This window comes from Enterobacter quasihormaechei, from assembly GCF_004331385.1.
Lineage (GTDB): Bacteria > Pseudomonadota > Gammaproteobacteria > Enterobacterales > Enterobacteriaceae > Enterobacter > Enterobacter quasihormaechei.
Window position 1 is genome coordinate 1 of the sequence record NZ_SJON01000004.1, and the last position, 24,341, is coordinate 24,341.

A 24,341-nucleotide genomic window follows, 5' to 3' on the forward strand; every position below is an offset into this window, starting at 1 on the left:
TTGCCTGTATAAAAACTTTTATTACCACGGTAGGGAGTGGCTCCGCTGGAGCAGGATTCAATGAGATCGTTGAATGTGTACACATCCCAATCTTCCGGGATTACGCCCATTTCAGTGAGCTTATAACCAGCTGGGACCGCCTTATCAACTTGCATCTTTAATACATTATCCATCATGCCCAGTCCAATCCCATTGCCTTCAGATGGGCCGCTACTTTAGCTTCCAGTTCAGCCACATGATTGGATAGATGCGGTAGAGTTACACTATAACGTTCTTCCAGCTCTGTTACACGATTGGCCAGCCGCTGCGTAACACGCTCAATCTCAGCTTCTAGACTACCAGCTAGGCTGGCCTGCCATTTATCTTGAACTAGCAGACTTTTAAGGTCGTTATCAGTGAGTTTTGGATAATGAGCAAACACCGCAACATCCAGTTTTTCCTGTGCTTCTTTATATTCTTTTTTAGCTCGAGTTTCGGCATCGAACAACTTCTGAGTAGTTTTCAGCACCTCCTTTTCTTCTTTATCTGTGGCGACTTTAAGTCGAGCTTTAATGCTGGCGGCTGTAACTTTCTCTTTGTCGTTCATCGCATCAGCAAGTAGCCCATCTTCACCGCTATTTTCTTCAAGGAAACTTTCAAGTGTTTGCACTGTTTCGTCATAAGCGACTTGTAGCTGGTCTAGCTGTTCCTGCTCGGTAGCAAAATAGCGAGCCACTAAAAGTGCTGGCGGCAACAGTTCTGCCTTATATTTCTTCTTACCAATGACCAGATCCGGCGTTTCTTTGAGTTTTTCGCCTTTTTCCACAACCAGCTCACGTAGCACTTTGCCCGCCTGCCAGCCATCCTGACTCAGAACATAAACATCGTCCTGCATCACATCCATCCAGTAGTCCATCAGTAACTGATAGATGGCGTAGTTTTCAAGCAGCGGCACGTCAGTTGTGGCTTCAGAAGCATAGGCAGCGAGGAGACGCTCACCAATCTCTTCAATAAGCTGTTTCGGTGAGTCACCGCGAGAAATTTCTTCAAGCTGACAACTTGTAAACCATTTTTCAAATGGTATCAGTGCTCCTGTTTTGAAAGCGGCAAATTCCGGGTGCGCCAGAATAGCACTCTTAACTTTATCGGCCTCGACTCGGGCATTGCTGTAGCCAGGGCGATCAGGTTCAAACAGATCCTGTCGTAGCGTTGGGAAAACTTTCCAGTAAGCACTGAGAGCATCAATATCGCGATCGGGAATGCCACCAGCCAAATGGCCAGAAAGGTCGTGCAGATCTTCAGGATCACTGCTGTCGATATAGCGAGGGATATTGAGGTTGAAGTCGTTGGCCGCAATTTCTGACAGCGGTACCATGCGGCTGAAACGGGGGATTTCCTGCTCACGATTAAATGCATCGACAATTTTATGGATGTCCTGGGCGCGTAGGCGATTTTTATTGCCGTCTTTAATAAAGCCCTTACTGGCATCGATCATAAAGATGCTTTGCTGACTTTCGCCATTAGCATTGAAAGCTCGGAGCTGGGCATTTTCTTTATCGATGACAATGATGCATGCCGGAATGCCTGTGCCATAAAACAAGTTCGTGGGTAGGCCAATAATTCCTTTGATATAACCCTGTTTGAGCAGATTTTCACGAATGCGCGCTTCAGCGTTGCCCCGGAATAGAACGCCGTGAGGCAGGATCACTGCGCCTTTACCTGTGCTCTTCAGACTTTTGATGATGTGCAACAGGAAAGCATAATCACCATTCTTTTCTGGCGGTGTACCCCAGATAAAACGGCCAAAAGGATCATTCGCAGCATCAAGTCCGCTGGTCCAGTTTTTGTTGGAGAAAGGGGGGTTGGCTACAGCAAAGTCGAAAGTTTTTAGGTTGTCGTTGCTATCTTTCCAGTATGGATCGGCTAGGGTGTTACCTTTCCAGATTTTAGCGGTGGCGTTGTCATGCAGGATCATGTTCATGCGTGCCAGTGCGCTGGTCGCATAATCCATCTCTTGCCCATAGATGGTTAGTCCCTTGGGACCTGCTTCGTCACTGGCTTTCAACAACAATGAGCCTGAACCACAGGTAGGGTCATAAACGGTAGCATCCTGTGGTGTCTGTTTGCTGATACCAATCACTTTAGCCAGAATGCGTGACACCTCTGCAGGGGTATAAAACTGCCCCTTAGATTTACCTGACTCTGTAGCAAAGTGACGCATCAAATATTCGTACGCATCACCCAGCAGATCGTCTCCGTCAACGCGGTTGGCTGAGAGGTCCAACCCTTCGAAGATTGCCACCAGCTTGGAAAGGCGGTCGATCATTTCCTTGCCTTTACCCAGCTTGTCTTCATCATTGAAGTCGGCAATGTCGATAACACCTTTCAGGTCATTAGCTTCAGCCAGTAATCTGATGGTTTTGTTAATTTTTTCGCCAATTTCTTTGTTGCCCTTGAGAGCAACCATATCGTCGAAACTTGCACCTTCCGGCACTTCAATCATCGCGTAATGGTTGCCCTTAGCTTTGTCAGAGACGTACTTCATAAACAGTAGAGTCAACACATAGTCTTTGTACTGTGAAGCATCCATTCCGCCACGCAACTCGTCGCAGCTCGCCCAAAGGGAGGAGTAAAGTTCGTTCTTCTTGATAGCCATATGGTGTCCGGTGAAAACAATGCATGTAACGCGGCAAAGAGGTGACGACACAATCGTCCAAATAGTTTCTGCCCCGTAAGAATTTACGAGAGAGTTTATCAAGTTGGTGGGGCTTCGACCATGGGCCTCGGCCTGCCGTAAAGGGGATTTTGATGACAGCATAAATGCTTTTACAGAATCAGTTATTCCGAAAACAACGTTTTGAATTCTGTTTCTAGGGTAGCCAGATGTAGATTGATATATGCTCGCGACATAGCTGACCATTCTTCCTGACTATCTTCATATGCCTTTAATGACGCGATCTCATCAATAAAATGGGCTTCAAGGACATGGCGTTCTGTCGGTTTTAGCTGTGCAATGCTGTAGGCTAACCGACGAATACTGGTTACTCTTAAACTGATATCATCCAGTTTCTTTTTGCGTTTTTCCAGCAGTCGCTTGCGATTCAGTCCGCACAGACTGATGGTGGTTTCTGCCCGTTCATCTAGGGGTATGAGAAAAGGATAATTCAGTTGAGTAAAAATCCATTTTAGATGCCGGGTAGGATCATCCTTGCACGGGTTTAGGAGCAAAGGTTGTTCTCGGATTAAATGATGGCTGGGCCGGGTGCATCGCGCAGACTCACATGCAATCGGAAAATGATTCTGTTTACCGCTTAATCTCTCTATTGTTTCTAGATGTACTTGCCTATCAGACGTAAGAACATAATGCAATTTGCCACGATGGCTGTTGCAGTCGTTACAGCTGGGCAATAAATTATCCCAGTCAGCTGCCAGCCACCAATACCCAGGGTGTTTCGGCGCGCCAGTAACACCGCCTTTAGGACGGTAGTGTTCAACGGCCATCGGCTGAGTGGCTGAATAATCCGTTTCGCAGTAGGCACACTTGTTATGAAAGAGGGTATTTAACGCTTTAACAACATCTGGTGCTTTGTACACTGCAAAAGGATAAGCCGATGTACCTGGTTTTTTCTGGTTATAATGGGCTTTTGCTTTTGTAAGCTCTGTCGCAGCAGCTGACTTGCTTCCTACTAGTGATGCTGGTTTTTTGATAAGACGCTTTTCAACAAGGATCATCGCTGTGCCTCCTGCAAGCTTTTGACAATCATTCTTACCGCATCCTGATGGAGTTTCTCGCGTTCCAAAGGCGTCTGGCGCGCCTGCTCGACATAGCGGGCAATACCCTCTGCGATAACACGCTGCACAGGGTTTCCGGACAATGCTCGGTATTGGCTCAGTTCTCTTTCAATATCATGGATCAATCTCTGCTGACCTGGCGTTCGTTGTATTGCATGCTCGTAACGTTTAAGTAGATTTTCAAGCTTACCGTCGAGCGTACTTAATAGCCCGAAATAGTCAGAGGTTAAAAGTTGTTCAATATCCATGCCTTGCAAAAGAGGCAACTCACTCAATTCGACAATCTGCTGATGGGGATCTCGGAAAAGCACGCGAACTTCATGTTGGGTTAGACCTCTAAGGCATAGTGGGTCATGTGTGGAAAAAATGAATTGAACACCAGGCATCGCGCGGCGTAATGCTGACACGACCTGAATCTTCCAGCGGGGATGTAGATGCGTTTCAATTTCATCAATAAGTACGACTCCACGAGCCGATTCAAGACTTCTCCAGTAATGGGTCATTCTGAACATAATATCGAGGCTCATGGCAAACAAGGACTGATACCCGTCGCTCATCTTGCTGAGTGGTGTATCACGACCATGAGCGCGAACCAGAATATTGCGATGACTATCCCGCAGGAGAAACTCTCCTTGTTCCAGTGACAGAATTTCTTTCATTGCACGAGCAATAGAGGCAAAGAATTCATCATCTTTGTCCGCTAATTCGTTCGTAACATCCCGCAGCAGAGCAGTGGGATAAAATAGTGACTTCCCTACGGCAGTCCTCCGGGTTCGTTCACAGAAATACCGACGTGCACCGTAAGCGAGAACCATGAAGTCAGGCCAGTCATTGTCACTAAACACGAGCCCTTCATCCGAAATCGTTAATGTGCGCGTACTACCATCCTCTAGGGTGAGGGTAATGCTGGCAGGTTTCATATGGCTACGTTGCCAGCCTTCACGATCGCGTTGCAGGTAATTTTCGTAATCTAGGCGTAATAGATTACGTTGCTGTCGACTCATCAGGGCCAGGCAAATTCCCTGTAAAATACTGCTTTTCCCGGTGGAATTTTCTCCTACTAACGCCACGCAGGGAGCTAAGTCTTCTGGTGGAGTAATATTAGTGAAATCAAGAGTAAAATCTTCAAAACTCTTAAAATTATGTAGTGTAATGCCTGTAACGAGTTGTGAGGCAAGACTACGACGTCTCTCATTTACTGCTTCGTTCGCCCAGTCTGCTTTTTGGTTTTTATCAGGAAGAGGAAAGGAAAAGTCAGACCAGAGACGTATAAGTTCGTTGAGTGGCAATGAAGAGTTCAGCACAGCATCTAGGGCACGGTTAAACGTAATAAGTGGTTTATAGCGTAGATTTGTGTACTCACCAGCAACTATCCGCAGCAGGGTGTTGAGAAAAATAATCGCTACACCGGGGCGTTCCGTGTGAATTAGATAATGCTCCATGGTAAGCGTATTTGTATGCTGATTAAGTTCCGAGATTAAACTGATTATCTCCTCTTCACGCTTATATCGTAGTGGCTCCCGATTAAGCTGTAAAATTTCAATAGTGGTATGACCTTTCTCAGTGAGAGGTAACAATAAACCGTCACGTTGGATACTGAGATGCTCACAGGGATTATCGGCAGAGGGGTTCAGGAGTAAACTTTTTTCGGTTCTCTGCGCCTCTGACCACGTACACTGGATCTGAGCTGGACGTCCACTCAGGGGAAACCAGTTTGATCTCGCCCTATTACATTCTCGACAGACCAATAGGAGATTTTGCCATTGATAGGCGAACCATCCGTAATAATCGGGGGCTACCTGACTGTTGATACCAAACCGTGCTCCTCCACGGGGTCGGTAGTGATCAATTTCTGGAGTGTCGACACGTTGTTCACACCAGGCACATCGCCCCTGAAACTCACGCATCAACCTCATGCGAACCTCGTTGTTATATAACGGCTCAGGATCAAATGGCGGGCGGGAAAGCACGCGTTCTGCGGGCAATTGCTTGTAGTACTCTGCCAGCTCACGTCGTTGTTCACGAATTCTGCTAAAACTTAATGCTTCAGGCGGCACCCTGGATCTTGTGATTTTTCTCATGAGGTAATTCCCAATAAAAATGACAGGATAATACACCGCGTGAGAGGCGTAAATTATAGCTCATATTTCCCCTCTCGATTCTGATAGTAAAAGTCGGTCAAAGCGGTTCACAACTGGAACGGAGGAAGCAATGAGGTAACTGACATATCATTGGCCTAAATTAGATGTTGCCCCACCGACGTATTATTGCTGTCAACAGGTGGTACTAGAAACTTTCACGATAATGTAATGACTGGGGGGCAACACGGTCTTTACAAACCTGAGGTGAGACACCGTAATAGCAGGAAAAATCACGTAGAAGTGGAACTGACCCCCTGAATGCTATTGGCTTATCTGATACTTCCCCCGAATGAGCGTTCTTCCTTGTTGTAGGACTTGGTGTGTTCTTTGGCAAAATAGCTTAAGTGGCTCCGTAGTTTCAGTAACTGTTGCCCAAAGCGGTCCACCCGAAGGCGCTCCAGATAGTGTGGCGTGTTGTTGAGGGAAACCAGCGTTCTGTACTCAGGGTATCCGAGCAGACCCAGCGCACTTAGCCAGGCCTCGCAGATGTAACTCCCCAGGTTATGGCCTTCCTTTGAATAATTCCCCAAGCCGTTAAAAGTATCTTTGTTAACGAATATCGCCATGTGGTAATGAGACTTACCGCTTTTCCCCACTTCTCGTACCCACAGATTTCTAAGTTCAGTTGGACATACCTGGTTTTCTTCCCGCTTACGTCGTTTCTGATGGGTTGCTATACGGGCATTCAGCGCCCCTTTGAAGCGTTCCATTAATCCTGGCCTGAGGTCAGGGTTGCAGACGGTGCTGTCACCGTTATCGCGGTACTCAGGCAGTCTGAGAACGAAGGTGAATACGGCTGTTCTGGCATGGGCATTTGTTGCAAAGTTGGTGACATCCGTCATACGTTTCATATAACCAGAATTCAATGGGCCAAATTTACTGTCGGTCATAAGTATTACTCCTGTTAGTTTGTTTCAGACGAGCGAATCTCCTGCCAGAGCGAATGGCAGTGATGAATTTACGGATGGGGATTAATGTGTCAGAGGGTGAAAAAGGCAGAGTGCTGCCGGATATTTATCAACAAACGCAGATGCGATTACTGGTGGTGAATGTTTCACTGACAGATATTCATGCAATGCTGATTAGTATTGACAACAACCATTACCAGTTATCGTAAGTCAATATTCATCAGGATAACGTCAACCCTGTCTGGCATCTCGGTTAAATATTGACAGGCACTTCCTCATCAGTTTTATCATTAATTAACAGCGTACTCTCACTCCGTATACTTAACGTTTTATATATTAAGCTCTACCACATACTTAACTTGGTAAAAGAGCATATTGTAAATATACATCATAAGTATTTATAAGTACTCGCATGCGTTTATACTTATAAGTGCATGAGTTTACACATGCCCTTATATATGAGTTATATATAACCTTATATAATATATATACTGTGCAAATGACCACATCAAATATATAACAAAGCCTTCTCTGGTGCGGGGCCGTTTATTTATCACGCTCATTTTTTACTCCAGGGTTAACTATTCAGAACACAATAAATAAATCTTATTTCGAGGTTCTTTCAGACAGACATACTCCGTTACCGCGTGAATTCGCAATACGTTGCTGCATCCAGGTTTCGACTTCACTCTTCAGCCAGCGGGAGCTGCGACCCAGCTTGATGGGCTTCGGGAACTGGCCTTCGCTGATGAGTTTGTAGAACCATTTATCCGTCATTTCGGTATAGGTGGTGATGAATGCCATATCGACAAGCTGGTCGCTCAGCAATGCGGGGGATGTGTTCATGGGGATATCTCCTTTACGTTAAAAGTGAAGGAGGAATGACTATGCTCCGGGTTGTGTTGCAGCCTTCCTCAGAGGATAGGAAGGTCGTGTAAATAAATACGTCGCATGCTGCAGGACAGGCATCTTATCCTGCCCCAGGAAAAGGTTACCCCTTATGTATTCAAAGCACCTGAGTGTGCTATCTTACTGAAATTAAAATGCAGTAAAAAAGGTGCTGCACTTTTTTGTTATATAAAGTGCCACACTTATGGAGACAAAAGTGCCCAGCCATCATCGAATCACTGTCAACCTGCCAACCCGAGAGTTCTGCAGTTCCCTGAAGGGACTGGCACAGAAGCGAGAGTTGACGATGTCCAGACTTGTCCTGGACATCGTCATTGCATGCCTGAGGTTTGATGCTTCCTCAGCCCGCTTTCTGGAAGAGTTACGTCATGACTTAAAAGAAGGGAATTCAGGTGAAGAAAGCTTTAACGGAAATGAGACGGGGATTTTACATCGCACAACCAAAGTGGTACCGAAAAAGGATGCCGGCGATACCTGGGAGCAGATTGTACTGAAAGCTCAGGAATGTCGACTTCCTGATTATGTATTCACAATGTCTGAAAAAAGCAGTCAGGGCGGGTTCCACTCTGACGCTAAAAGGAAAATGAGTGATACCGCCAGAGAAGAAATGCGGAAGGTTTTGAAAAAATATATTTTGAGTAAGGTACCTGCGATTACCAGTCAACTTGGTGGAACCCCTGCTTTTCTTCATATGTTCGTCAAAAAAGCAATGGTTAAGTATTATGAGGATAATGACACAGGCTGTAATGTCAGAATTCAGATCACATTGCATGTGTTACCTCTTTTTTTGAATGATGTCAGGAATAGCAGACTTGATTTTCCCGGGATCAGATTCCGACAGTTCAAAGCTCTGGCTGTTAAAGGCTGGGATAAAAGTAAATATGAAAAGATGGTGTTTATTGAGAATGCTTCAGAAACGAAGTCAGGAGGGTATTTTACCGGTATGGCCTGGAATAAGGTGGGGAATACAGATGAAATTTATGAGGGCTATGAGATTTTTAATACAGGCAGTGCAGAAGAACTACATAATATATATTGCAGAGTTCATATGAACGACCGGGATGTGAAACTCAAAAATACAATAACGGTTTCACTTCCAGGAAAAGATAACCCGACATTACCAGAGTGAGCACGGCAGCCAGTATTGCTGCTGCACTGTTGTTTAACTCACGGAGGTAAAGTTGTCAGACCGTATTCTTACCGGGCAAATTCCTGATGCCCTGAAACAGCCCCTTTCCTGTCTCCCTGCCACTGTATCGGAAATGATGGTCGAACGAATACTCCGGTGTGTTCACTACGAGCCGGTGATTGGCATTATGGGAAAATCGGGAGCCGGAAAATCAAGTCTGTGCAATACCCTTTTCAGTCCGCCACCTGCCAGCGTGGATGCCGTCAGGGGCTGCACCCGACGTGTTAACCGGTATCATGTCCGGCGCGGGCCACATACTCTTCATATCGCAGACTTTCCCGGCATTGCTGAAACCCCGGAACTCGACAGGCAGTATCGTCGGCTGTACCGGGCATGGTCCTCAAAACTGGACCTGATTGTCTGGGGACTTAAAGCGGACGAGCGCGCCTGGAAAGATGACCTGCGCTGCTACCGTGAACTGCTGAACACAGGAGCAGAGCCGGAACGTTTTCTGTTTGTCCTCACGCAGGCCGACAAAATGGAGCCCTGTCGCGAATGGGACAATTCAAATCATCAGCCTTCTGCAACCCAGTCTGAAAACCTCGCCACCAAGACAGAGCTTGCCATGACACTGTTTGCCGCAGTCCATCCGGTCATTGCGGTATCCGCCACGGAATACTACAACCTGGAGCTGTGGGCGGAGGCACTGATTCAGGCCCTGCCGGTTAACAGCTGCAGTGCCGTTTCACGCTACCTGAACGCAGAGTTACGCACTGAACGTGTTCAGCATACCGCACGGGAAGGGTTCGTCAGTGTCGCCGGAACGATTTTTGACGAAGCGGCTTCAGTTGTGCAGACCTCAGGGAAACTGGTGCGTCAGTTACGGCGACTCCGTCGGCGGTTTCTGTCCCTTATTCATGTCGTCTGGCATCTTCTGTTCTGATTTTTCCTTTCTTTTATCACTGCCGTTTCGATCTGTTTCGACGATCGAAATTGCAACGTACGATAGCATTAAACTATTGAAAATAGTTTATTGATCGTGATTATCGATAGATATCAACGATCGGTTTACGCATATCGATCTGAATTAACAATTATCCCGCCTTCTGATTAGCCAGTACGATCTGTGCTGTCTGTGAAGATACCTCCGGTTATTAATTTTATTTAATCAATTGTTTATAAAGGAATATTTTATGCTTCATCTTATCTCCGTGATGACGGGTGCCTGTATTCACAGGGAGACCCTGAAATGAAATCATATCCATTACTGCGTCAGGACATTTTTGCCTGGTGCCTCGCGGCCGTACTCCCTGCAATCTGGGTCGTGCTGTTCCTGAATTTTCCACAGACAGTCGCACTTGTCATTTACATGGCTGTTGCCCTGGCCTGGGTATTGCTGGACCGGACAAACCTGATGAAACAGGGCGTCACGCTCCCTTCTTTTCTCTGGTTCTGGTTCCCGGTGGTGTATCTGCGCCAGCGCGACCAGATGCAGGGTAAACCCTGGCGGCTGATGCAGGTCTGGCTCTTGTGTACCGTGCTGTCATTCGTGGCGATATACCTGCTTAACCAGCGCTCTGGTACGGAAAACCTCGCGCAGAGTGCCTGCAGCGTGGTGACAAAAATCCTGCGGGATGAGGGGTTTGATGAGCGTTGTATTCGCATAACCGGTATGCAGGAAGAAGTGAAGGGTCGATTCTGGCGGGCACAGGCCCTGCTGAACACCGGTGTAAAGGAGCCGGTGACCATTGAGGTCAGGGGCCGGGATATTTATGTCGTTTTACCTGAAGCAGGAGAGTGAAGAAAATGAAAACCCTGAAAACCATTACCCGGCATCTGCTGATGAGTGCAGCCGTGTTATTCACCGCGACATCAGTTTTGCATGCAGCGACGACGGACGCGCTCCCTCAGGCAACTGGCCCGCGCTGTGCAAAACCGGTGTTTTACGCGCAGACTGTGAACCATAAAAAAGAAGTGGAGATTTGTATTGTAACCCCGTCAGTGTCGTATTCGTTCGGCAAAGTGGGGGCAAAAAACAAAGAAATGGATATTACCGTTCCTGCAGGCAATACCATTTATGCATACCAGAGCAATCAGGTTATCAGTATTCAGAACTTTACTGTCAGAAATGGCGATACCCGCTATCAGGTCTCAGCAGGCTCGAATGATGCCGGAGAACCATTCGTTTCCCTTTATGTATATAAGGGCACCCCGGAGATCGGCAAGCTCCTTGCAGAGATAAGACTTGACCCGGATACAGTAGTCAACAATATCAGTCATTCGCTGGCTGAAGAGGGGGTTATACAGGCAGACAGCCTCTGACAGCAGTATTGACGTTAACGGATAACAGCTGTATTGCAGCCGGAATTAAACAGTCCCAGGCGAATACGCCGTCATTTATCTATCACCGCACTGACAGGGCTGTTCCTCCTTCGGGAGGAACAGCCCTTTTCTGTTTCTGCCATTTAAGGAGTCACACATGCGCTTAGCCAGTCGCTTCGGACGAATTAACCAGATACGCCGAGACCGTCCTTTAACCCGTGAAGAACTGATGCAGGTCGTTCCCAGTGTTTTCGGAGAAGACAAGCATGCATCACGCTCTGAGCGTTATAGCTATATCCCCACCATCACCCTGCTGGAAAACCTGCAACGCGAAGGCTTTCAGCCGTTCTTTGCCTGCCAGACCCGTGTTCGGGACCTGAGCAAACGTGAACACACCAAGCATATGTTGAGACTGCGCCGTGCCGGACAGATTACCGGTCAACAGGTCCCGGAAATCATCCTGCTGAATTCTCATGATGGTTCATCAAGTTACCAGATGCTGCCCGGCATATTCCGCAGCGTCTGCACCAACTCTCTGGTCTGCGGCCAGTCCTTTGGCGAGATACGTGTCCCCCATAAAGGCAATGTGGTGGAAAAGGTCATCGAAGGCGCTTACGAGGTTCTCGGGGTCTTTGACCGGGTGGAAGAGAAACGCGATGCCATGCAGTCACTGCTGCTTCCTCCTCCGGCACAGCAGTCGATGGCGAATGCGGCGCTGACATACCGTTTTGGTGAAGAACACCACCCGGTGACCGCCACGCAGATACTGACACCCCGACGGTATGAAGACCGTCAGGATGACCTGTGGACAACGTACCAGAGACTGCAGGAAAACCTGTTGAAGGGCGGCCTGCCCGGACGTACAGCAAAAGGTAAACGCAGCCATACCCGTGCCGTGAACGGTATTGACGGCGATGTGAAACTCAATCGCGCCCTGTGGGTGATGGCAGAAAACATGCTCGAGTTTTTCGGGCGTTAAACAACCTTTCCGACATAAGGAGATAGTTTAATGAATACACAACACTTTGAGTTCGCTGAGCAGGCAGCAATTACTGCCTCAGTGGTCCCGGATGAGTTACGCATCGGCTTCTGGCCGCAGCACTTTGGCTCCATCCCACAATGGATAACCCTTGAACCCCGCATTTTCGCCTGGATGGATCGGCTGTGTACCGATTACCACGGTGGTATCTGGCGCTTTTCGACACTCAGCAACGGCGGCGCTTTTATGGCTCCCGAGTCAGATCACGATGAGAAGTGGACATTATTCAACAGCATGAACGGCAATGGCGCAGAGCTTACCAGTGAAGCTGCAGGGATGGTCGCCTGTCTGATGGCATTTAGTCACCACGCCTGTCGTACCGAGAGTGACGCGATGACTGAGCATTATTATCGCTTACGAGACTACGCGCTGAAGCATCCGGAATGCAGCGCCATTATGCATCTAATCGACTGAGGAATGCCTGTCATGAATACCGCATTATCCCCGGTGTCATCTCAGCCTGAATTCTTTCCACTGGCGGTTATGACCCAGCATAGTTGCCTGCTCCCAGCGACCTCCGGATTAACCCCCTATGCCCAACGCACCATTCGCCGCGCTATCAATCTACTGGATAAATATCTGCGTCAGCCCGGCAAATCCTTTACCTCCAGTACTGCTGCCCGTGACTGGCTTCGGCTACAGCTGGCCGGACAGGAGAGGGAGGTATTTATGGTGCTCTCTCTCGATAACCAGCACTGTTTACTGGAGAGCGAAACGCTGTTTGCCGGTTCGATTAACCATGTCCAGGTCCATCCCCGTGAGCTAGTGAAGTCAGCGCTTCGCTTCAATGCTGCAGCTGTCGTGTTGGCGCATAACCATCCATCCGGTGACCCGGAGCCCAGTCAATGTGACCGCAACATTACGGGCAGGCTTAAAGAAGCGCTGGCACTGGTTGATGTGAGCACGCTCGATCATCTGGTCATCGGTTCAGAGGGCATTGTGTCGTTCGCGGAGCGAGGCTGGATATGAAAATCATCAGTAAACGCCAGGCAATGACCCTATACCGGCAACATCCTGGCTCCCGACTGTTTCGCTTCAGTACGAGCAAATATAAATGGTCAGGTAGTATCTGCCATTATGCTGGCCGCGAGGTGGAGGACATACGCGGCGTTCTGGCCGTGTTTGCTGAACGTCGTCAGGACCGCAATGGTCCCTATGTCATTCTTCGAAGCGTTACTCTCAATTAATCCTTCCCTTTAATCAGGAACAATAATGAACAATCACTCAGAATCCGGTACAAAGCCGGAGAATCCCGCCTGCCAGCAGTGGGGGCTACAGAGTACGATAACACCCTGTTTTGGCGCTCGTCTGGTGCAGGAAGGCAACCGACTGCATTTTCTCGCTGACCGCGCCGGATTTAACAGTGCTTTCAGCGACGATGACGCGTTGCGTCTCGACCAGACATTTCCCCTGATACTCAAACAACTTGAACTAATGCTCACCAGCGGAGAACTCTCTCCCCGGCATCAGCACTGCGTCACGTTTTACCACAACGGACTCACCTGCGAAGCCGATACGCTTGGTAGTTGTGGCTACATATACATCGCTGTTTATCCCACTCAACGTTAATTACTTTCACGAGAGCCATAATGAAATTTCTACCTGCAACAACTCTGCGTGCAGCGAAGACATCCCGTCACCTGTCGCTATCTGGTAAATGTTACTTACTTATCTGCTATCGGCATAGTCTTTACTAAGATGACTGTAAACGATGACTTAGAGTCCGCTTCGTTCCAGAAGCGGACATGTTGGTTAATTAATGTTCAGCATGTTTAAAGTTATGTCACACGCAAAATGATAACTTAATATATTTAGAAGATTACTAATTCAAAAATAGCGTTGTAATTCAATGAACTCTACCTATAATCTAACATAAAAAATCATATGTCATTGAAAGGATAAGGCTTTGAATATTTACATTGATGAGTCGGTACACGAGGAGTTTGGGTTTATGATCATGGCTTATGTAGTTTGTGATCAAGATCCTCAGTCTGATATAAACAAAATTCTTTCAGAGCATTCAGTTGATGAACATCACTCATGCGCAAGAATGGATCAATCTGAATCTTTAAGAGATTTGAGGTGTAAACTTATTTCTTACTTGAACTCAAATTGTCGATGGGGATCATTTATTATGCCAAGTGAGTATCGCCATCGTTGTTATTCGGATGTGTCATTTTTATTAAGCTTATTGATTAAGAACTTTCCAGATGGGAAAGGGAATGTTTTTTTCGATGAAGGTATCATAAACTCTACAGAAGCTCTCAGTCTATGTTCTGATGAAGTAAAAGTTATAACATGCTCATCTCATGAAGTTTGTGGGATACAACTTGCTGATTTGGTGGCATCTTTTAGTGGTGTTAGGTTTAGAGAAACAATAACTGGAAAAGCAAAAATCTTAACTTACGGTTACGACTGCGGCTATGAGCCCCCAATAGAAGCCCCTCTTGGATTTGAGCTTTTTGCTACGCTTCGACAGTCTATGCTCAGGGAAAATGAACCTCTCGGGGATGAGATGCCTGAGTTTGCCACATTTAAAACTATCAACAAAGGGTTGGTTTTGTCGAAAAACTTAACAACTGAATTTAGTCAGTTGGCATTAAAAACCTTTGGGGAAGTGTACTTAGGTTGCATCCATTAAATGTAATATCACTATCAATTAATAGCAAAATAAAGCGAGGTGTACCTACGAATACAGGAGACGATGATACAACTGACTTTCGCTTCTCGTTCATATCGAACCTTAGGCTTCGTAAGCTTGTTCGCTTAGTGCCAGAAGCGGACTTTCTGTTATTATGTTGCGACAACTAGCACACAGACTAGTAAGACAATCCGTTTCTGGGATAATAAAAAGCTAGGTTGCTTATAACCTTCCTGCGCGCACAAAAGTTATGCATAACTCCGTAGGAATAATTACACTTTTCCATGCCCCATTGTTCTTTCCCAACCCAGCATTAACTAGACTATCTAAAAAGGCCTCATCCATTTCCACTGGTTGGTCAGGGTCGATGGCAACAAAAGCCGCCAGTTCACTGATATCAAATGAGGGAATACGTTCAAGAGCAACGAGCAAACGCCGAAGAACATTAAAATCTATCTCTTCTCGTGCGAATGACTTGAGAAATTCTGCCGCAACTTCAGGCTTGCTTTCGCTTTCCATCCGGTCAATGATTTCAATCAGTCTTGCACCTGCCTGGCCAGCAAACTTATCGTTTTCATTCAACCTTTCAGTCATTTTAATCCGTTCAGCGTCGGGTAGGTCTGAGAAGTGAGTGAGGAAACGAAAAATCTTTTCAGTAAATAGCTGACTCCTGACAGAACTGGCAACTTTGTATACTCCAACCACAGTGCTAACAAAAGGGATAGATTCAAGCGTTTTTGATTCAATCAAAGCGTCAATGCTAAGCTCAGCGTATTCCTTGCTCAACTCGACTACCTCGTCAGATTTTAAAGCGCAGATTAATGCGCTACCGCGTTTGGAGTCTTCTGTCATGATTCCTCAATTACACATTTCTATGGATAGTTTAGGTTGAGACTATTGAATCAAACGCAGGAAGAGTATGCGACTTTTTTTATAAAAAATAGGTGAAGTATTTTATTCATTCATCGTTACCAATAAGATGTTATTACTTACAATCTGATAGTAGCTATTATTTCGGATAGATTGATCTACTCTTCGCTTAAATCTGTCTGTAATGCTGCTTAAGAAATAGGCGTAGCATAATTCTCTAAACGATCCCCATTTAGCACGTATGCGCAAAAAAACTACGGTAGATATGAGTGCATAATGCAACACACACATTTAAAGAGGGCTTTTTATGCCTGTTATTGAGAGTATTTTACGCATACAGCTAGACAGAGATGTATTTCATGGAGAAGAACAAATGGTTAGCGGTATAGCCCAACTAGCTGTAGATCGGGGATTTAACGCGTTATCCCCTCGCCAAAAAATAGTATTAGAGCCGTTCTTAACACAACACTGTTCAGGCGTAATCGATCCAGGTGGTCACCATAACAACTGTACTACAGTTCTGACTGGTGAGGCATTATTAGATGCGTATGAGAATTGTGATGATACGGAAAGCCTGGAGTGTGAAAGCTGCCGTGAGGAAAGTTCTTTTCACGCCCACCAGTGGGCAAGAATAGAGCGAGAATAGGAATAAGTATCCTCCGGCTTAACCGGAGGTTTTTCAGATGCTCTTATAAGGCTCTGTTACCAGTCGTGCCCTAACAGGAGTATATGATCTGGCATTTACATCTGAATTCGTTACTTACGGCCCATTGTTCCTGAATCTTCGTGGTGTTCTTGCCTACAATATTATCTAGTATGACCGCCCCTGTTGATAAACGCACGGCAATGTCAGTATTTCTCGCCAAGATATGGGGGCAATTTCGTCGGTCTGCTCTTCGCTCATAGCAGACTACAAGCGCTTAGATTCTGCCCACCTTGTACCAGAAGCTGTCAATGCTAGTATTGCGATGTATCGATCAACGAGTGAAGGTAAGGATAAATGATTGTAACTAGGGAAAGCATGAAACAATGGATCATTGAGTGTCTTCGTGAACGTGGAGGTAGTGCTTGGCCACGCGAAGTTTCAAAGTATGTATGGAACAGCTACGAGACTGAGCTTAGAGATTCGGGCGATATGTTGTATACGTGGCAATATGACATTCGTTGGGCCGCTCAACAATTGAGAAACGAGGGCACTCTAAAACCAGTAAATAGACGCAGAGATTTGCCTTGGGAACTAGCATAGCAAAGCAAGGATTAACGTTCATTTCGCGGCCATATCTGACTTTGTTCTGAGTGGATGAGAATTGATACCTCTGAAGAAAACTTTCCTTCCTGCCTGAACCTTGCTTTGATGGCCATATCGGTGTTCTACTGGTATGGCTTTATACCCCACTAGTAATGTCTATTTTTTGTACGGATTTTCACTTGTGGGTACAGGTGCGGGTATAACTATTTACCCCTGTTTATAAACAACATTGATATCAGTCTATTAGGTGTGTAATTCGAGTCCGGCCTTCGCACCAAAAGATGCAAATCAAAGTCGCTTAAGGGCGGCTTTTTTTGTTTCTGAATCCATGCAAATTTTTTCTTTCAGCAGAAGACAATCTGATTCAACCAACATCAAATTTCTTGTGTGTATAGAAACGAATATATTCTAATGCGATAACTTTTATATCTATGCATCAGCATTTCGGTGATTATTAAATGAATATTTTTCTTAATTTGCACGCTTTCCGCTTTATCCTGGAAAAGGAATGTATGCTGTCCCGCATGGTTTAAACATCTCACATCTGCTGTAACGAACCTCAAACTTTCTCCATCATTGATTAACTTGCTGTGACTTTGGTCATTGCTCCGGAATCTTCAGATAGTTAAAGTAACAGTTATGTTCCTAAAATGTATGCGCAGGCCTGCATAACAATGATGAATAAATCCAATTTTGAGTTCCTGAAGGGTGTGAACGATTTCACCTATGCCATCGCTTGCGCGGCGGAAAATAACTACCCGGATGATCCCAATACGGCGCTGGTAAAAATGCGTATGTTTGGCGAAGCGACGGCAAAACATCTTGGGCTGCTGCTGGATATTCCTCCCTGTGAAAATCAGCACGAACTCCTGCGTGAGCTTGGCAAAATTGCCTTCGTTGACGACAGCATTCTTTCCGTGTTCCATAAATTACGTCGTATTGGTAACCAGGCTGTCCACGAATACCATAACGATCTTGATGATGCTCAGATGTGCTTAAGGCTGGGCTTTCGGCTGGGGGTCTGGTACTACCGTTTGGTTACGAAAGATTATGACTTCCCTGTGCCTGTTTTTGTTTTACCGGAGCGTGGAGAAAATCTTTACCGTCAGGAAGTACTGACGTTAAAACAAAAGCTAGAAGAGCAGTCACGTGAGAAAGCACTCAGTCAGGCTGAACTCGAAGCACAGCAGCAGAAACTGATTGCTCTGAACGGCTATATTGCCATTCTTGAAGGTAAGCAGCAGGAAACTGAAGCACAGACATTGGCTCGTTTCTCAGCTCTGGAAACGCAGTTAGCTGAGAAAAATGCGAAGCTTGCTAAGCTCACGGAACAGGAAAGAAAAGCCTACCATAAAGAAATCACCGACCAGGCCGTCAAGCGTACACTGAATCTCAGTGAAGAGGAGAGTCGCTTCCTGATTGACGCTCAGTTACGTAAAGCGGGTTGGCAGGCGGATAGTAAAATGCTGCGCTTTGCCAAAGGTGCTCGCCCGGAACCGGGTATCAATAAAGCGATTGCCGAATGGCCTACGGGTATAGATGAAACGGGTAAGCAAGGATTTGCGGATTATGTTCTGTTCGTTGGCCTCAAGCCCATCGCCGTTGTCGAAGCAAAACGTAAAAATATTGATGTTCCCGGCAAGCTGAATGAGGCTTATCGATACAGTAAATATTTCGATAATGCATTTTTGCGCGATACGCTTCTGGAGCAATTTACCCCCGACGATATACACGAAACCCTACCGGTTTACGAAATCAGCTGGCAAGATACCAGCGGCACACAGCGTTTTAAAATCCCCTTTTGCTACTCCACCAACGGGCGTGAATACCGCGCGGCGATGAAGACCAAAAGCGGTATCTGGTATCGCGACGTCCGCCACACCACCAATATGTCGAAAGCGCTGCCGGAATGGCATCGCCCGGAAGAGCTGCTGGCAATGCTGGGCAGCGACCCGCAGAGACAAAATCAGTGGTTTGCCGAAAACCCCGGAATGAGCGAGCTGGGCCTGCGCTATTACCAGGAAGATGCCGTCCGCGCGGTGGAACAGGCTATCGTAAACGGTCAGCAACACATCCTGCTGGCAATGGCGACCGGTACCGGTAAAACCCGTACCGCCATTGCTTTAATGTTCCGCCTGATCCAGTCGCAGCGTTTCAAACGCGTCCTGTTTCTGGTCGACCGGCGCTCGCTTGGCGAGCAGGCGCTGGGGTCGTTTGAAGACACACGAATTAACGGCGACACCTTTAACAGTATTTTTGATATCAAAGGCTTGACCGACAAATTCCCGGAAGACAGTACCAAAATTCACGTCGCTACGGTTCAGTCTCTGGTTAAACGCACATTGCAATCCGATGAACCGATGCCGGTTGGCCGCTACGACTGTATCGTGGTCGACGAAGCACACCGCGGCTACATTCTTGATAAAGAGCAGACCGAAGGCGAGCTGCAGTTCCGTAGCCAGCTGGATTACGTTTCTGCCTACCGTCGCATTCTCGACCACTTCGACGCGGTAAAAATTGCGCTGACCGCCACGCCAGCCCTGCACACGGTTGATATTTTCGGCGAGCCGGTTTACCGCTACACCTACCGAACGGCTGTGATCGACGGCTACTTGATCGACCAGGATCCCCCCATTCAGATTGTCACACGTAACGCGCAGGATGGGGTCTATCTTTCTGAGGGCGAACAGGTGGAGCGCCTGAACCCGCAAGGCGAGCTGATCAACGACACGCTGGCTGACGATCAGGATTTTGAGGTTGCCGATTTTAACCGCGGCCTGGTGATCCCGGCGTTTAACCGTGCGGTATGCGGTGAGCTCACCAAATACCTGGATCCCACCGGACAGCAAAAAACGCTGGTGTTCTGCGTCACCAACGCCCATGCCGACATGGTGGTTGACGAGCTGCGCGCCGCGTTTAAGAAAAAGTATCCGCAGCTTGAACACGACGCCATTATCAAGATCACCGGTGATGCCGATAAAGACGCGAAGAAAGTGCAAAGCATGATCGTCCGCTTCAACAAAGAGCGGTTGCCCAATATTGTGGTCACCGTCGATCTGTTGACCACCGGCGTGGATATTCCGTCAATCTGTAATATTGTGTTCCTGCGCAAAGTCAAAAGCCGCATTCTATACGAGCAGATGAAGGGTCGTGCTACGCGTCTGTGCCCGTCGGTGGGGAAAACCAGCTTTAAGATTTTCGACTGTGTTGATATCTACAGCTCGCTGGAAAGCGTCGATACCATGCGCCCGGTGGTTGTGCGTCCACAGGTGGAACTGCAAACACTGGTCAATGAAATTACCGACTCAGAAACCTACAAAACCATTGAAGCGGATGGCCGCAGTTTTGCCGAGCACAGCCATGAACAGCTGGTCGCTAAGCTGCAGCGAATCATCGGCCTCGCCACCTTTAACCGCGATCGCAGCGAAGCGGTGGATAAGCAGGTCCGCCGTCTGGATGAACTGTGCATGGATGCCGCAGGCGTCAACTTTGGCGGTCTGGCCTCACGCCTGCGGGAAAAAGGACCGCACTGGAGCGCCGAGATTTTCAATAAGCTTCCTGGCTTTATCGCCCGCCTCGAAAGGCTGAAAACCGATATCAATGCTCTGCGCGACGCCCCCATCTTCCTCGATATTGATGATGAGGTAGTGAGCGTTAAATCGCTGTACGGTGATTACGATACGCCGCAGGATTTCCTCGAAGCGTTCGATGAGCTGGTGCAGAACGCTCCTAACGCTCAGCCCGCACTGCAGGCGGTGATCAATCGCCCCCGCGACCTCACCCGTAAAGGGCTGGTGGAATTGCAGGAGTGGTTTGACCGCCAGCATTTTGAAGAATCCTCCCTGCGCAGTGCGTGGAAAGCGACGCGCAATCAGGATATCGCCGCCAGGCTGATTGGCCACATCCGCCGCGCGGCGGTGGGCGATGCGCTCAAACCGTTCGACGAACGGGTCGATCACGCGCTGGCGCGTATCAAAGGCGAGAACGACTGGAGCGATGAGCAGCTAAGCTGGCTCGACCGTTTAGCGCAGGCGCTGAAAGAGAAAGTGGTGCTCGACGACGACGTGTTCAAAACTGGCAATTTCCACCGTCGCGGCGGTAAGCCAATGCTACAGCGTACCTTTGACGACAACCTTGACAGCGTGCTGGATAAGTTCAGCGATTACATCTGGGACGAGCTGGCTTAACGCGTTATCATCTACAGCAATTATATCTTCTGCGGCCCTACTGAGGGCCGCTGCTTTTCAGGGAATCAGATATGAACAATAACGATCTGGTCGCTAAGTTATGGAAACTCTGTGACAACCTGCGCGATGGCGGCGTCTCTTATCAAAACTACGTCAATGAACTCGCCTCGCTGCTGTTTTTGAAAATGTGTAAAGAGACCGGTCAGGAAACGGAGTATTTGCCGGTGGGCTATCGTTGGGACGACCTAAAATCCCGCATCGGCCAGGAGCAATTACAGTTCTACCGTAACCTGCTGGTGCATTTGGGGGCGGACGAACAGAAGCTCGTGCAAGCGGTTTTCCAGAACGTTAACACCACCATTACTCAGCCAAAACAGTTGACCGAACTGGTCAGCAATATGGATTCGCTTGACTGGTACAACGGAAATGATGGCAAATCTCGCGATGACTTCGGCGATATGTACGAAGGGCTGTTGCAGAAAAACGCCAACGAAACCAAATCCGGCGCGGGCCAGTACTTCACCCCGCGTCCGCTGATTAAAACTATCGTTCACCTGCTTAAGCCACAGCCGCGTGAAATTGTCCAGGATCCGGCTGCGGGCACGGCTGGATTTTTGATTGAAGCTGACCGCTACGTAAAATCGCAAACTAACGATTTGGATGATCTTGACGGTGACACTCAGGATTTCCAGATCCACCGCGCGTTTATCGGCCTCGAACTGGTACCAGGCACCCGCCGTCTGGCATTGATGAACTGCCTGCTACACGATATTGAAGGCAACCTCGATCACGGTGGTGCCATCCGCCTTGGCAATACGCTCGGTAGCGAAGGTGAAAACCTTCCGCAGGCGCATGTGGTGATGACCAACCCACCGTTCGGCAGTGCCGCTGGTACTAACATTACCCGTACCTTTGTTCATCCAACCAGCAACAAACAGCTGTGCTTTATGCAGCACATTATCGAGACGCTGCGTCCTGGTGGTCGTGCCGCAGTGGTTGTGCCGGATAACGTGTTGTTCGAAGGCGGCAAGGGCACGGATATCCGTCGAGACCTGATGGATAAATGTCATCTGCACACCATTCTGCGTCTGCCGACAGGCATCTTTTATGCTCAGGGCGTGAAAACCAACGTGCTGTTCTTTACTAAAGGCACAGTGGCAAATCCTAACCAGGATAAGAACTGTACTGACGACGTCTGGGTGTATGACCTGCGCACCAATATGCCAAGCTTTGGCAAGCGTACGCCATTTACCGAGCAGTATTTGCAACCGTTTGAAACCGTCTACGGCGTGGATCCATACGGCCTTAGCCAACGCCCCGAAGGCGAGTGGAGTTTTAACGCCGAAGAGGCTGAAGTTGCAGATAGCGAAGAGAACAAAGACATCGACCAGCACCAGGCCACCAGCCGCTGGCGTAAATTCAGCCGCGAGTGGATCCGTACTGCCAAGTCTGATTCGCTGGATATCTCATGGCTGAAGGACAAAGACAGTATCGACGCCGACAATCTGCCGGAGCCGGATGTATTAGCGGCAGAAGCTATGAGCGAGCTGGTACAGGCGATGGGAGAACTTGATTCGCTGATGCGTGAGTTAGGTGCAGGTGATGAAGCCGATGCGCAGCGTCAGCTGCTGAATGAAGCATTTGGTGAGGTAAAAGTATGAAGCTTTTTTCCTCTCACTCAAGTTGGAGTAAATCTTCTCTAGAAGATATTGCGATTCATATCATCGGTGGTGACTGGGGGAAAGATCCAGAATTCAGCGAAGAAGGGTATGAATCTGTATCATGTATTCGTGGAGCTGAATTTAAAAAATGGAAAGAAAATTTCGGCAATACCGCTGTAATACGAAAGATAAAGGCTTCGAGTTTAACGTCTAGAGAGTTACTTAAAAACGACATATTAGTTGAAATCTCTGGAGGGGGACCAGACCAACCGGTAGGTAGAACTGTATTAATTGATGATAGAGTATTAAACAACCAAACGTTACCTTTGGTGTGTACAAACTTTCTTCGTTTAGTTAGGTTAAGTTCAGAAGTAAGTGCATCTTTTATTAATCGCTACTTAGAGTTTTTCTACAGTTCTGGTGAGGTTACTAAATACCAAGGAGGAAGTAACAACCTAAGGAATCTTAAATTTAAAGATTACTCAAAGATCGAAATACCACTACCATCACTTGCCGAACAAGAAACCATCACTGAAAAACTCGATACGCTGTTGGCGCAGGTTGACAACACCAAAGCACGTCTTGAGCAAATCCCACAAATCCTGAAACGTTTTCGTCAGGCGGTGATGAAACTCGCGATAACAGGTGAGCTAACATCAGAATACCGTAATAATTTTCCTACTAATCTAGTTCAAGAAATCGCGGGTATTGTCGAAAAAGAACGGATAGAAAAGAAGATAAAAAACAGTAAATTATCGAAAGAACCATACCCTGCAAAGATACCATTTTCGATACCAAAAAGTTGGCAATGGTACAGACTGGGTCATATCAGTTTAAAAATAACAGATGGAGCTCATAACACTCCTAAAGTGTTAAGTGAAGGCTACCCATACATTATGGCTAAAGACCTAACAAAAGGTAAGCTCGATTTTTCTGAGGAAAGATTTATTTCAGAAAAAGACCATAAAGAACTTTATTTTAAATGTGCCCCAGAAGTAGGTGATCTTCTTATTGTTAACATCGGGGCTGGAACAGGGAACAATGTTTTAATAGACAGCGACATTGAGTTCAGTTTTAAAAACATCGCGATAATAAAAAAATCCAAACTGATAACACCAACTTATCTAAAGATTTTCTTTGATTCTCAAAAAAATAGAATATTCAATGAGCAGACAAAGGGAGGAGCGCAGCCTTTTCTTAGTTTATCTGTATTAAACGATATTCCTTTTGCCCTCCCTCCTTTACCCGAACAACACGAAATCGTCCGCCGCGTCGAACAACTCTTCGCTTACGCCGACACCATCGAAAAGCAGGTCAACAACGCCCTGACCCGCGTCAACAGCCTCACCCAGTCAATCCTGGCGAAGGCCTTCCGCGGCGAGCTTACCGCCCAGTGGCGTGCTGACAACCCAAGTCTTATCAGCGGAGAAAACAGCGCTGCCGCCCTGCTGGAAAGGATTAAAGCCGAACGCGCGGCCAGCAGCGGTAAAAAAAACTCGCGTAAAAAAGCGTAA

At 47.3% G+C, this 24,341-nt stretch carries 20 protein-coding genes and 1 pseudogene; 15 read left to right on the top strand and 6 right to left on the bottom strand.

The genetic code is table 11. From position 1 onward, the window contains the following. Positions 1–172: 172 nt before the first annotated feature. The 4 genes from E0L16_RS06905 to E0L16_RS06920 all read right to left on the bottom strand — a co-directional run bounded on the left by E0L16_RS06905 (position 173) and on the right by E0L16_RS06920 (position 6,802). The gene (locus E0L16_RS06905; RefSeq protein ID WP_131636596.1) at positions 173–2,635 is read right to left on the bottom strand and encodes a type I restriction-modification system subunit M; all 2,463 of its coding nucleotides are present in this window, start codon (positions 2,633–2,635) and stop codon (positions 173–175) included. Positions 2,636–2,817: 182 nt separating this feature from the next. Beyond that, on the bottom strand, positions 2,818–3,711 hold the full coding sequence (locus E0L16_RS06910; RefSeq protein WP_131636597.1) for an HNH endonuclease family protein: 894 nt from the start codon (positions 3,709–3,711) through the stop codon (positions 2,818–2,820). Further along, positions 3,708–5,852, bottom strand: a complete 2,145-nt coding sequence (locus E0L16_RS06915) for an AAA family ATPase (protein ID WP_131636598.1) — start codon at positions 5,850–5,852, stop codon at positions 3,708–3,710. The genes E0L16_RS06910 and E0L16_RS06915 overlap by 4 nt, the downstream gene beginning before the upstream one ends. A 329-nt stretch (positions 5,853–6,181) precedes the next feature. Then, positions 6,182–6,802, bottom strand: a complete 621-nt coding sequence (locus tag E0L16_RS06920) for an inovirus Gp2 family protein (RefSeq protein WP_131636599.1) — start codon at positions 6,800–6,802, stop codon at positions 6,182–6,184. A 53-nt stretch (positions 6,803–6,855) separates the two neighbouring features. Here E0L16_RS06920 and E0L16_RS22005 point away from each other — a divergent pair, with 53 nt between their 5' ends. Then, the gene (locus tag E0L16_RS22005) at positions 6,856–7,029 is read left to right on the top strand and encodes a hypothetical protein (RefSeq protein ID WP_165498400.1); all 174 of its coding nucleotides are present in this window, start codon (positions 6,856–6,858) and stop codon (positions 7,027–7,029) included. Between the two features lie 397 nt (positions 7,030–7,426). Here E0L16_RS22005 and E0L16_RS06925 read toward each other — a convergent pair whose 3' ends face one another. Continuing rightward, on the bottom strand, positions 7,427–7,666 hold the full coding sequence (locus tag E0L16_RS06925) for a helix-turn-helix transcriptional regulator (RefSeq protein ID WP_131636600.1): 240 nt from the start codon (positions 7,664–7,666) through the stop codon (positions 7,427–7,429). A 349-nt stretch (positions 7,667–8,015) separates the two neighbouring features. Between E0L16_RS06925 and E0L16_RS06930 the strand changes: the two genes are divergently transcribed. The 10 genes from E0L16_RS06930 (at position 8,016) to E0L16_RS06975 (ending at position 14,860) form a co-directional block, all read left to right on the top strand. Then, positions 8,016–8,858 (top strand): hypothetical protein, encoded by an 843-nt coding sequence (locus tag E0L16_RS06930; RefSeq protein ID WP_131636601.1) that lies wholly within the window; start codon positions 8,016–8,018, stop codon positions 8,856–8,858. Between the two features lie 52 nt (positions 8,859–8,910). Further along, positions 8,911–9,801 carry a GTPase family protein gene (locus E0L16_RS06935; protein ID WP_226792357.1) on the top strand — a complete coding sequence of 297 codons (891 nt, stop codon included), beginning with the start codon at positions 8,911–8,913 and terminating at the stop codon, positions 9,799–9,801. Positions 9,802–10,107: 306 nt separating this feature from the next. Further along, positions 10,108–10,659 carry a hypothetical protein gene (locus tag E0L16_RS06940; protein ID WP_131636602.1) on the top strand — a complete coding sequence of 184 codons (552 nt, stop codon included), beginning with the start codon at positions 10,108–10,110 and terminating at the stop codon, positions 10,657–10,659. A 5-nt stretch (positions 10,660–10,664) separates the two neighbouring features. Continuing rightward, a complete protein-coding gene (locus E0L16_RS22180) occupies positions 10,665–11,180 on the top strand; it encodes a hypothetical protein (RefSeq protein ID WP_226792359.1) in 516 nt (171 codons plus the stop codon). A gap of 157 nt (positions 11,181–11,337) precedes the next feature. Next, complete coding sequence (locus tag E0L16_RS06950; protein ID WP_131636603.1) at positions 11,338–12,159, top strand: DUF932 domain-containing protein; 822 nt, start codon at positions 11,338–11,340, stop codon at positions 12,157–12,159. A gap of 30 nt (positions 12,160–12,189) precedes the next feature. Beyond that, complete coding sequence (locus E0L16_RS06955) at positions 12,190–12,633, top strand: antirestriction protein (RefSeq protein ID WP_131636604.1); 444 nt, start codon at positions 12,190–12,192, stop codon at positions 12,631–12,633. A 12-nt stretch (positions 12,634–12,645) separates the two neighbouring features. Continuing rightward, complete coding sequence (gene radC, locus E0L16_RS06960) at positions 12,646–13,188, top strand: RadC family protein (RefSeq protein ID WP_131636605.1); 543 nt, start codon at positions 12,646–12,648, stop codon at positions 13,186–13,188. Further along, positions 13,185–13,406 (top strand): DUF987 family protein, encoded by a 222-nt coding sequence (locus tag E0L16_RS06965; protein ID WP_047644100.1) that lies wholly within the window; start codon positions 13,185–13,187, stop codon positions 13,404–13,406. The genes radC and E0L16_RS06965 overlap by 4 nt, the downstream gene beginning before the upstream one ends. 25 nt (positions 13,407–13,431) lie before the next feature. Beyond that, positions 13,432–13,788, top strand: coding sequence for a type IV toxin-antitoxin system YeeU family antitoxin (locus tag E0L16_RS06970; RefSeq protein ID WP_049010462.1), 357 nt, complete (start codon positions 13,432–13,434; stop codon positions 13,786–13,788). 337 nt (positions 13,789–14,125) lie between these two features. Then, positions 14,126–14,860 (top strand): DUF3800 domain-containing protein, encoded by a 735-nt coding sequence (locus E0L16_RS06975; RefSeq protein WP_097404727.1) that lies wholly within the window; start codon positions 14,126–14,128, stop codon positions 14,858–14,860. Between the two features lie 222 nt (positions 14,861–15,082). Here the strand turns inward: E0L16_RS06975 and E0L16_RS06980 are convergent, their stop codons facing one another. Further along, entirely contained in the window at positions 15,083–15,712 is a 630-nt protein-coding gene (locus tag E0L16_RS06980; protein WP_049010458.1) for a hypothetical protein, read from the bottom strand. A 1,941-nt stretch (positions 15,713–17,653) separates the two neighbouring features. Here E0L16_RS06980 and hsdR point away from each other — a divergent pair. From hsdR to E0L16_RS22320, 4 genes and pseudogenes are all read left to right on the top strand, one after another. Next, complete coding sequence (gene hsdR, locus E0L16_RS06995; protein WP_165498401.1) at positions 17,654–21,166, top strand: type I restriction-modification system endonuclease; 3,513 nt, start codon at positions 17,654–17,656, stop codon at positions 21,164–21,166. Between the two features lie 71 nt (positions 21,167–21,237). After that, positions 21,238–22,827 (top strand): N-6 DNA methylase, encoded by a 1,590-nt coding sequence (locus E0L16_RS07000; RefSeq protein WP_131636606.1) that lies wholly within the window; start codon positions 21,238–21,240, stop codon positions 22,825–22,827. Continuing rightward, positions 22,824–23,363, top strand: a pseudogene (locus tag E0L16_RS22315) (restriction endonuclease subunit S); the annotation flags it as partial. The gene E0L16_RS07000 and the pseudogene E0L16_RS22315, both read left to right, overlap by 4 nt. Before the next feature lie 15 nt (positions 23,364–23,378). Further along, positions 23,379–24,341, top strand: a complete 963-nt coding sequence (locus tag E0L16_RS22320) for a restriction endonuclease subunit S (RefSeq protein ID WP_427854521.1) — start codon at positions 23,379–23,381, stop codon at positions 24,339–24,341.

Excerpts from the sequence above, each read along its gene's own strand:
- E0L16_RS06905 (WP_131636596.1), bottom strand. The coding sequence starts at position 2,635 with ATGGCTATCAAGAAGAACGAACTTTACTCCTCCCTTTGGGCGAGCTGC.
- E0L16_RS06910 (WP_131636597.1), bottom strand. The coding sequence starts at position 3,711 with ATGATCCTTGTTGAAAAGCGTCTTATCAAAAAACCAGCATCACTAGTA.
- E0L16_RS06915 (WP_131636598.1), bottom strand. The coding sequence starts at position 5,852 with ATGAGAAAAATCACAAGATCCAGGGTGCCGCCTGAAGCATTAAGTTTT.
- E0L16_RS06920 (WP_131636599.1), bottom strand. The coding sequence starts at position 6,802 with ATGACCGACAGTAAATTTGGCCCATTGAATTCTGGTTATATGAAACGT.
- E0L16_RS22005 (WP_165498400.1), top strand. The coding sequence starts at position 6,856 with ATGGCAGTGATGAATTTACGGATGGGGATTAATGTGTCAGAGGGTGAA.
- E0L16_RS06925 (WP_131636600.1), bottom strand. The coding sequence starts at position 7,666 with ATGAACACATCCCCCGCATTGCTGAGCGACCAGCTTGTCGATATGGCA.
- E0L16_RS06930 (WP_131636601.1), top strand. The coding sequence starts at position 8,016 with ATGTCCAGACTTGTCCTGGACATCGTCATTGCATGCCTGAGGTTTGAT.
- E0L16_RS06940 (WP_131636602.1), top strand. The coding sequence starts at position 10,108 with ATGAAATCATATCCATTACTGCGTCAGGACATTTTTGCCTGGTGCCTC.
- E0L16_RS22180 (WP_226792359.1), top strand. The coding sequence starts at position 10,665 with ATGAAAACCCTGAAAACCATTACCCGGCATCTGCTGATGAGTGCAGCC.
- E0L16_RS06950 (WP_131636603.1), top strand. The coding sequence starts at position 11,338 with ATGCGCTTAGCCAGTCGCTTCGGACGAATTAACCAGATACGCCGAGAC.
- E0L16_RS06955 (WP_131636604.1), top strand. The coding sequence starts at position 12,190 with ATGAATACACAACACTTTGAGTTCGCTGAGCAGGCAGCAATTACTGCC.
- radC (WP_131636605.1), top strand. The coding sequence starts at position 12,646 with ATGAATACCGCATTATCCCCGGTGTCATCTCAGCCTGAATTCTTTCCA.
- E0L16_RS06965 (WP_047644100.1), top strand. The coding sequence starts at position 13,185 with ATGAAAATCATCAGTAAACGCCAGGCAATGACCCTATACCGGCAACAT.
- E0L16_RS06970 (WP_049010462.1), top strand. The coding sequence starts at position 13,432 with ATGAACAATCACTCAGAATCCGGTACAAAGCCGGAGAATCCCGCCTGC.
- E0L16_RS06980 (WP_049010458.1), bottom strand. The coding sequence starts at position 15,712 with ATGACAGAAGACTCCAAACGCGGTAGCGCATTAATCTGCGCTTTAAAA.
- hsdR (WP_165498401.1), top strand. The coding sequence starts at position 17,654 with ATGATGAATAAATCCAATTTTGAGTTCCTGAAGGGTGTGAACGATTTC.
- E0L16_RS07000 (WP_131636606.1), top strand. The coding sequence starts at position 21,238 with ATGAACAATAACGATCTGGTCGCTAAGTTATGGAAACTCTGTGACAAC.